Source organism: Desulfobacter sp. UBA2225, assembly GCF_002348205.1.
Classification (GTDB): Bacteria; Desulfobacterota; Desulfobacteria; order Desulfobacterales; family Desulfobacteraceae; genus Desulfobacter; species Desulfobacter postgatei.
The window spans coordinates 1-6,632 of the sequence record NZ_DDYV01000156.1; the positions used below are offsets into that span (position 1 = coordinate 1).

General features: G+C 47.0%; 8 protein-coding genes. 5 read left to right on the plus strand and 3 right to left on the minus strand.

Translation table 11 applies throughout. The features are described from left to right. The 4 genes from B3D59_RS08065 to B3D59_RS08080 all read left to right on the plus strand — a co-directional run. Positions 1 to 294: 3-methyl-2-oxobutanoate hydroxymethyltransferase (locus tag B3D59_RS08065; RefSeq protein WP_286818824.1), on the plus strand; the 294-nt coding region annotated here is incomplete at its 5' end. A 299-nt stretch (positions 295 to 593) separates the two neighbouring features. Further along, positions 594 to 731 (plus strand): RRXRR domain-containing protein, encoded by a 138-nt coding sequence (locus B3D59_RS08070; protein WP_286818832.1) that lies wholly within the window; start codon positions 594 to 596, stop codon positions 729 to 731. Beyond that, positions 685 to 873 carry an RRXRR domain-containing protein gene (locus tag B3D59_RS08075; protein ID WP_286818825.1) on the plus strand — a complete coding sequence of 63 codons (189 nt, stop codon included), beginning with the start codon at positions 685 to 687 and terminating at the stop codon, positions 871 to 873. Before B3D59_RS08070 ends, B3D59_RS08075 begins: the two co-directional genes overlap by 47 nt. Positions 874 to 1,113: 240 nt before the next feature. Beyond that, positions 1,114 to 2,001 carry a Rossmann-like and DUF2520 domain-containing protein gene (locus B3D59_RS08080; RefSeq protein WP_286818826.1) on the plus strand — a complete coding sequence of 296 codons (888 nt, stop codon included), beginning with the start codon at positions 1,114 to 1,116 and terminating at the stop codon, positions 1,999 to 2,001. Positions 2,002 to 2,047: 46 nt separating this feature from the next. On the opposite strand, the gene B3D59_RS08085 is transcribed toward B3D59_RS08080, so the two are convergent. The 3 genes from B3D59_RS08085 to B3D59_RS08095 all read right to left on the minus strand — a co-directional run bounded on the left by B3D59_RS08085 (position 2,048) and on the right by B3D59_RS08095 (position 5,976). Further along, positions 2,048 to 2,350, minus strand: a complete 303-nt coding sequence (locus B3D59_RS08085) for a YciI family protein (RefSeq protein WP_286818827.1) — start codon at positions 2,348 to 2,350, stop codon at positions 2,048 to 2,050. Positions 2,351 to 2,512: 162 nt separating this feature from the next. Beyond that, positions 2,513 to 5,497, minus strand: coding sequence for an insulinase family protein (locus B3D59_RS08090; RefSeq protein ID WP_286818828.1), 2,985 nt, complete (start codon positions 5,495 to 5,497; stop codon positions 2,513 to 2,515). Positions 5,498 to 5,616: 119 nt separating this feature from the next. Continuing rightward, complete coding sequence (locus tag B3D59_RS08095; RefSeq protein ID WP_286818829.1) at positions 5,617 to 5,976, minus strand: hypothetical protein; 360 nt, start codon at positions 5,974 to 5,976, stop codon at positions 5,617 to 5,619. A 372-nt stretch (positions 5,977 to 6,348) separates the two neighbouring features. Here B3D59_RS08095 and tnpA point away from each other — a divergent pair. Next, positions 6,349 to 6,632 (plus strand): IS200/IS605 family transposase (gene tnpA, locus B3D59_RS18455; protein ID WP_286818830.1); only part of this gene is annotated, 284 nt, incomplete at its 3' end.

Here is a 6,632-nt window from a genome sequence, read left to right on the forward strand (position 1 = left end):
AGGGGCGTTGAAGCAGCCGGGGCTTTTTCCGTAGTTCTGGAAGGCATTCCTTCTTCCATTGCCAAAAAAATTACCCAGGCCCTGACCATTCCCACCATCGGCATCGGCACCGGTCCCTCTTGCGACGGCCAGATTCTGGTATTCCATGACATGCTGGGCATCAATGACGGATTCATACCCAAATTCGTGAAAAAGTACGTGGATATAGCTGCCCTGGCTGCCCAGGGGCTTAATGAATATATTAAAGAGGTTCAAGAGGGTAGTTTTCCGTCGCAGGAATATGAATATAAATAGTATGTCAACTACCCCTCCTGAATCAGAGATTCAGAAGGGGCTTGTAAAAGCCCAGGTTGACTAGCCTGAATCCCATTTGTTGGAACTACGTTCGGCAGGATGCAGACACCTTTGGATGTATTCGCCAGTCCAAAGCGCTGTCGTGGCACTGTAAAAGATCTGTGAGGAAGGAGCGGTCAACCACATTAGGAAGCCTGCTGAACATTGGCGAGGCGAACCCTACCCCTCTTCGGAGGGTGATAATAACCAAAAGGTTTTTTATGAAAGTGTATGTCAAATCACAATCAGGCAAATGGATGATGCCGACAAATCCGACAAATGCCCGAATTTTGCTCAAACAGGGAAAGGCAAAAGTAATCCAAAGAACGCCGTTTACCATTCAACTGCTTTATGAGACCACAGAGTACGTACAACCGGTTTACTGTCGGCATAGATGACGGGGGGATTCATGTCGGTATCGCTGCGGTATCTAAGGGGAAGTCTCTGTTTCAACAAGAAATCACTCTGAGATCGGATATCAAATCAAAGTTAGACACCCGAAGGCAATACCGGAGATCCCGGAGGAACCGGAAGACCTGATATCGAAAGTCAAGGTTCCTGAACAGAAAGTCGTCCATTCCCATATGCAAAGTGTGTGGCGGGAATGCGCCGGCATCCCAGGTGATCTGCCGGGCCTGTCTGAGAAAAGCAAAGGGTATTCACCAAAAATATGCGGGAATCCCAAAGAAAGTATTGAACGAAAAGTTACCCATCTGCGGCGTTGCATCTGGGCAACTTTTCGCTTAAACACAAATTTCCACCCAGGTAGGAAACAAAATTATGAATACACCTAAACGAAAATTTTCCGTAATCGGCTGTGGACGGGTGGGCATCTGTCTATCCGCATTCCTCTTTAAAAAAGAGTATGAACCGGCAGGTTTTTTCAGCAGGAGCAGGACTTCGTCCCAGGCCGCCAGGGCAGCAGCAGGATGCGGCACCGTGTTTGATACAGCCGCTGACTGCGCCCGGGCCGGAGACATTGTTTTTATCACCACCCCTGATGGCCTCATAGAGTCTATTTGCAGCGACCTTGCCCGGCAAAACGCCCTGGGACCGGAAACCATGGTTTTTCATCTGTCAGGCGCCCATTCTTCAGGCATTCTTGCCCAGGCAAAACAACTCGGGGCAGTTGTCGGTTCCATTCATCCCCTGCAGTCTTTTGCCCCTTATGAACCGGGACAGGCAAGCCCCTTTAAAGGAATCAATGTATCTGTTGAAGGGGATCCCGATGCTGTTGCCCAGGGCAAAGAGATTGCTGCAGCCCTTGACGCTCGGGCCTTTGCCATCCCAACGGAATCCAAAACCCTTTACCATGCCTCGGCTGTAGTGGCGTCCAACTACCTTGTAACCCTGGTGCGGTTTGCCCTGACCCTTTTAATGGAAACAGGACTTCGGGAAGATGTGGCATTTGAAATTTTGTCGCCCCTGATCCAGGGCACTCTTTCCAATATTGGGTCCAGGGGCTGTACCCGTGCCCTAACAGGCCCTGTGGCCCGGGGGGATCATGAAACAGTGTCCCGGCACCTGGCTGACATTGACGAAAAAACACCCGAATATTCAGCTTTGTACCGTCTGCTCGGCGCCCATACCCTGGATATTGCCGGGGCCGGGAACGGCCTGCCTGAAGAAGCTGAAAAAATGCTGTCCCACCTTTTTAAACCAATGTGATCAGGAGAGGCGTAAGCTCAGCTATTCTCTAAAGCGCTCAAACACATTACTTGCGAGCCCAGAAGGGTGCAACGGCTGCTTTCGTAATTTCAATCGTCTCCCAGACATTGCCCTTGACATAGGCCTCGTTGTCCAACCATTCCCTTTTCAATGCGTCCCGGGATTCAAAATCACAGACAATCATAGAGCCTGCCATGTTCCCTTCGTCGTTGAGAATGGCGGCGGCATAGAGCCAATTGCCGGATTCGTACATTTTCCTGGCGGTTTCAAGGTGTGCCTCCCTGGCGGCCATTCTTCTCTCCAGGGCATTTTCATCTGTGCCGTCCCGACCGATTACGATAAACTGCATTTTTCCCTCCTGAAATCTTTGGACTGGCGAATATATCCAAAGGTATCTACATCCTGCCGAACGTAGTCCCCGATAACGAGGACTCAGGCTAGTCAACTCGGGCTTTTACAAGCCCCTTCTGAATCTCTGATTCAGGAGGGGTAGTTGACAACGACTTAACACCTAAATTTTATGAAGGATCAGCGGTTCACGCCCTTCTGCCACGAGTTCCTGGTTGGCTTGATCCAGCAGCGATTTTGAGGAAATCACAGAAATACCCTTGGCATCGTCATCCCGGAAAAAATACCGGGTAGCCGTTTCCACGACCTTTTGCTTGTCCATACCCAACAGGGCATCCTTGAATCCCTTGCGAATCTCATCGGATAATTTGGTTATCTGGCGATAAAAGGCTTTCATGGCAGACGGAGCCGGTGTTTCAGGCTTGTCAATGTCCGAGCAGACTTGAAGTATGGCCTCTTTGACATCTGTCTGGGTGAATTGCCCCTGAGTGATGAAATCACAGGCATCTGCATAAACATCCAGGGTCCGTTTGATATGGGGGTCACGATAGGAGCCAAATGAAAAAAAACCCTCTTCCATGTTGTACAGGGCAAATCCCCCGTATGCTCCGCCTTTTTCCCTGATTTCCCGGTGCAGAAACAGGGAACGCAAAAGTTTTGCAATAACGGACAGGGCCGGGGCGTCTTCATGAGAGATGCGAACCGCCTTAAAGGACTGACCCACAAAAGAGACCGCCGTATTGGTCATCCAACCGTCGTAGGGCCGCAGGGTCTGTGTTTCTATATCCGGTGTATGAAAAGCCTGGTTGCTGCCGTTGGGCAGGTTGTCATAAATTTTTTTAATGCGTTTATCAGCCTGGATCATGGACGAAGCAGACCCGATGACAGCAGGTTTAAAATTATCTTTTCTCATGACGCCACAAGCCATGGCAGAAAGGTCTTTTTCCAGTTCAGCCAGGGCCTGGGCGCCTGTTTTCGCATTATCGACTTTGGCGGTAAGATCCTTGATCCGGGTGTACTGAGCAATGCCATGCCACAATTCATTAATACTGGCCGCCGTTGACAGGTGTCGGGCGGACAAGGTTATCGCATACCTGTGTCCGGACCCAACGATGGAGGCTTCAAGAGCTGCCTGATATTGCAGAATAAGGCTTTTAAGCCGCACGTGGTCTTTAAATCCACCATCATTGATATATTCATCCATCATATCAAAAAGATGGTCAATATTCCGGTCCAGGGCTTTTCCCTGCAACGCCAGAAAGGAGTGACCTTTACCCTCATGGTCAAAATGGGTGCCTGAAAAGGGGGACATGGAAATGCCGCCGGTATAAAGATCCATTCGTTCAGCCATCTGCACATAGGAAGAATTTTTTGTGCCGGCATTTGTAAAAGCCCGGGCAAAAAACGGCACCATAGGAAAAAGATTCGGCGCAATGTTTCCGGCACCTACCGGGCAGGTGAAATAGAGGATGCCCGAAGTGGCCTTGTCAAAGGCGGTGGCGCAGGTGATACCCTTGATCGTATCGGGGTGAACGATTTCAATCTCAGGGGGCACGTCTTCAAGCGCCAAGGTGGGTAGAAGATCCAGGTTTTCTTCTGTTTCCTGGCGTTCTTTCAAGGCCGCAGCATCCTTTTTGATCTGCGCCAGTTCCGCTTCATCCAGTGATTTTAGTTTCTCCTGAAGTTCCTGGCGTATATCTTCGGCCTGGCGGGCTTCAAGCCCTTCATCCGGAGCAAGGGTAAACAGAAGTCTGTGGGGATTATCCAGAAAATAGCGGCGAATTCGGCCTTCCAGGAAGGGGCCTTTGGCTAACTCTTCCTGCAGTTTTGCCAAATCACTGTCAATATTAATACCGGTTACGGGATCACCTTCATGAACCATGATCGAGGCAATACCCACAAGCAATTTTATGCCATAGGGGTATGGTGTATTGGTGATCTCCTTGAGTGAAAATTCGATCTGATGGATGGCAGAATCTATTAAATGTTGATCAATTCCTTTGCCGACAAGGGTTTCAAGGCAGGTAAAAACAATTTTCTCCACTTCGGGGACTGCAGATACTTCAATATCCTTCAACCCGCAGACAAACATGGTGTCCCGGTTATCTGAATCAAACCCAGTACCATCGCACAGGGCAGAACCCAAGGCGCTGTCAATGAGTGCCTTTCTCAAGGGGGATGCCGAATTTCCAAGGAGAATCTGTTCAAGCACCTCCATAATCAGCACTTCAAAATGATCCGCGATATCAGGTGTCAACCAGGCCACACATCCCTGGTATTTGGCGGCGATATTATTGGTATCTGAATAGGCATATGTCTGGGTCATGACTTTAGGGGTATGCCACCGGGGCTGAGAAGGAACCCGGGTATCCATGTCAAGAAAATCAAATCTGGAGAGCACCTTTTTTTCAATAAAGCTTAAGCTCTCTTCCAGAGGCAAATCCCCATACGTATAAAAATAGCTGTTGGACGGATGATAATACCTTGCATGAAACGACTTAAGATCCTCGTGGGTGAGTTTTGGAATGTCTGCGGGTTCGCCACCTGAATTATTGGCATAGGTGGTATCCGGGTAAAGCCCTTTAAGCAGGGCCCGGGAAATGACCTGGGCAGGTGAGGACATGGCGCCTTTCATTTCATTGTAGACCACCCCTTTATATACCAGTTCAGGTTCCCCGTTTTCTCCTGGTTCCAGTTCAAGCCGATGGCCTTCCTGCTTAAAACTTAAATGATCAAGATCGGGAAAAAACGCCGCATCCAGATAAACATCCATCAGGTTAAAATAGTCTTTTTTATTCTGGGTAGAAAATGGATACATGGTCCAGTCGGACGCGGTAAATGCATTCATAAAGGTGGACAGGCTTCGTTTGAGCATGGAAAAGAAAGGATCCCGGACCTTGTATTTTTCGGACCCGCACAGCACGGTATGCTCAAGAATATGCGCAACCCCTGTGGAATCCGTGGGAACGGTTCTGAAAAATACCCCAAAGGTATTTTCTTTATCCTCATTGGCAATATGGATGTGGACAGCTTTTGTCTTCTCGTGGACCAGTTCGATCAGATGGGCGTTAATTTCGGGCAGGGGCGATACCTGTTTAATTGTGTAGCCGCTTATGGCCTGCCCGGGTGTAAATGCAATCTTATTCATATATTTTCCTGTAAAAGGTTTCCCTTAACCATCTTCTGGGCATGGGCCTTGTTTTGCATGTTTTTGCTAAGGTTACGACTTGGAGTAATCCCAGGTTCAATATAAAAAATTTAAGAAAATTAAATTTTTTTATAAATTCCCCGGCTGAGCCGTTGGATCTTTTCTATTCTATCCAGTCTGAAAATAATATTTCTCAATTTTTTATCGTCAAAACCCGTGGCCGCCTTAATGGTTTTAAAATTAGTGCCTTCCGGATGGTTGCCGATGATACTCAGAACAATGGAAGATGCACTCTTTTTTGTTGGCGTCCGGCTTTTGTTTTTCTGCCTGCTCAACGGATGATTCTGATAAATCAATTGTTCTAGCTTATCAAGCCTTTTGTGAAGATTAGCAATATCCTCCTTAGTTGGAATGTCCAAGCGATGGAGAAGCATTTTAATAAAGTTCTCCCAATTGTTGCTGAATTCTGTAGGTTCCATAGGTCAATCCTTCTTGAAACGTAAGGTTTTACCGTACCTTAAAATAAATACCGGTAGATTCTATATTCTGTCCCGCGGTTAATTGTTAATTAGTTATAGTAATTTTTCAAGGGGCCGGCTTGTGCTTCAAGCCGCTTTTTTAATATGATATTTTAGAAATTACTTCTTAACTCTACTAATGTCAAGTAGGCCATATCTAAATAAGTAAAAAAAGTATCTGCCTGTGGGCGTTAAATTTTATGGAAATTAACTTCCCGCCGAGAAGTCCCCTTCCGAATCTGTGATTCTGTGGGGGGGATGAATCGGCATAGTTTGTTGTTGACTTCATACTCTGTTCTTTGTATTTTTCCTCATATGAAATATGAGATTGATATGGGTTGCCATTCGGTTTATTGTATTCAGTTCCATCTTGTGTTTTGTGTAAAATACAGACGTAAGATTTTGACGGATCCAATATCAGAAAGGTTGAAATCACTTGTGGTCAATATAGTATCTAACTTTGAAATACGAATTATTGAGCAAGAAACAGATAACGACCATATCCATATACTTTTTGCGTCAAAACCATCGGTTACGTTGTCTAAATTTATCAATATCCTGAAATCTGTTACCTCCCGTATGATTAGAAAAGAAGGGCTTGGTCATAACATCGGCCA

Excerpts from the sequence above, each read along its gene's own strand:
- B3D59_RS08070 (WP_286818832.1), top strand. The coding sequence starts at position 594 with ATGCCGACAAATCCGACAAATGCCCGAATTTTGCTCAAACAGGGAAAG.
- B3D59_RS08075 (WP_286818825.1), top strand. The coding sequence starts at position 685 with ATGAGACCACAGAGTACGTACAACCGGTTTACTGTCGGCATAGATGAC.
- B3D59_RS08080 (WP_286818826.1), top strand. The coding sequence starts at position 1,114 with ATGAATACACCTAAACGAAAATTTTCCGTAATCGGCTGTGGACGGGTG.
- B3D59_RS08085 (WP_286818827.1), bottom strand. The coding sequence starts at position 2,350 with ATGCAGTTTATCGTAATCGGTCGGGACGGCACAGATGAAAATGCCCTG.
- B3D59_RS08090 (WP_286818828.1), bottom strand. The coding sequence starts at position 5,497 with ATGAATAAGATTGCATTTACACCCGGGCAGGCCATAAGCGGCTACACA.
- B3D59_RS08095 (WP_286818829.1), bottom strand. The coding sequence starts at position 5,976 with ATGGAACCTACAGAATTCAGCAACAATTGGGAGAACTTTATTAAAATG.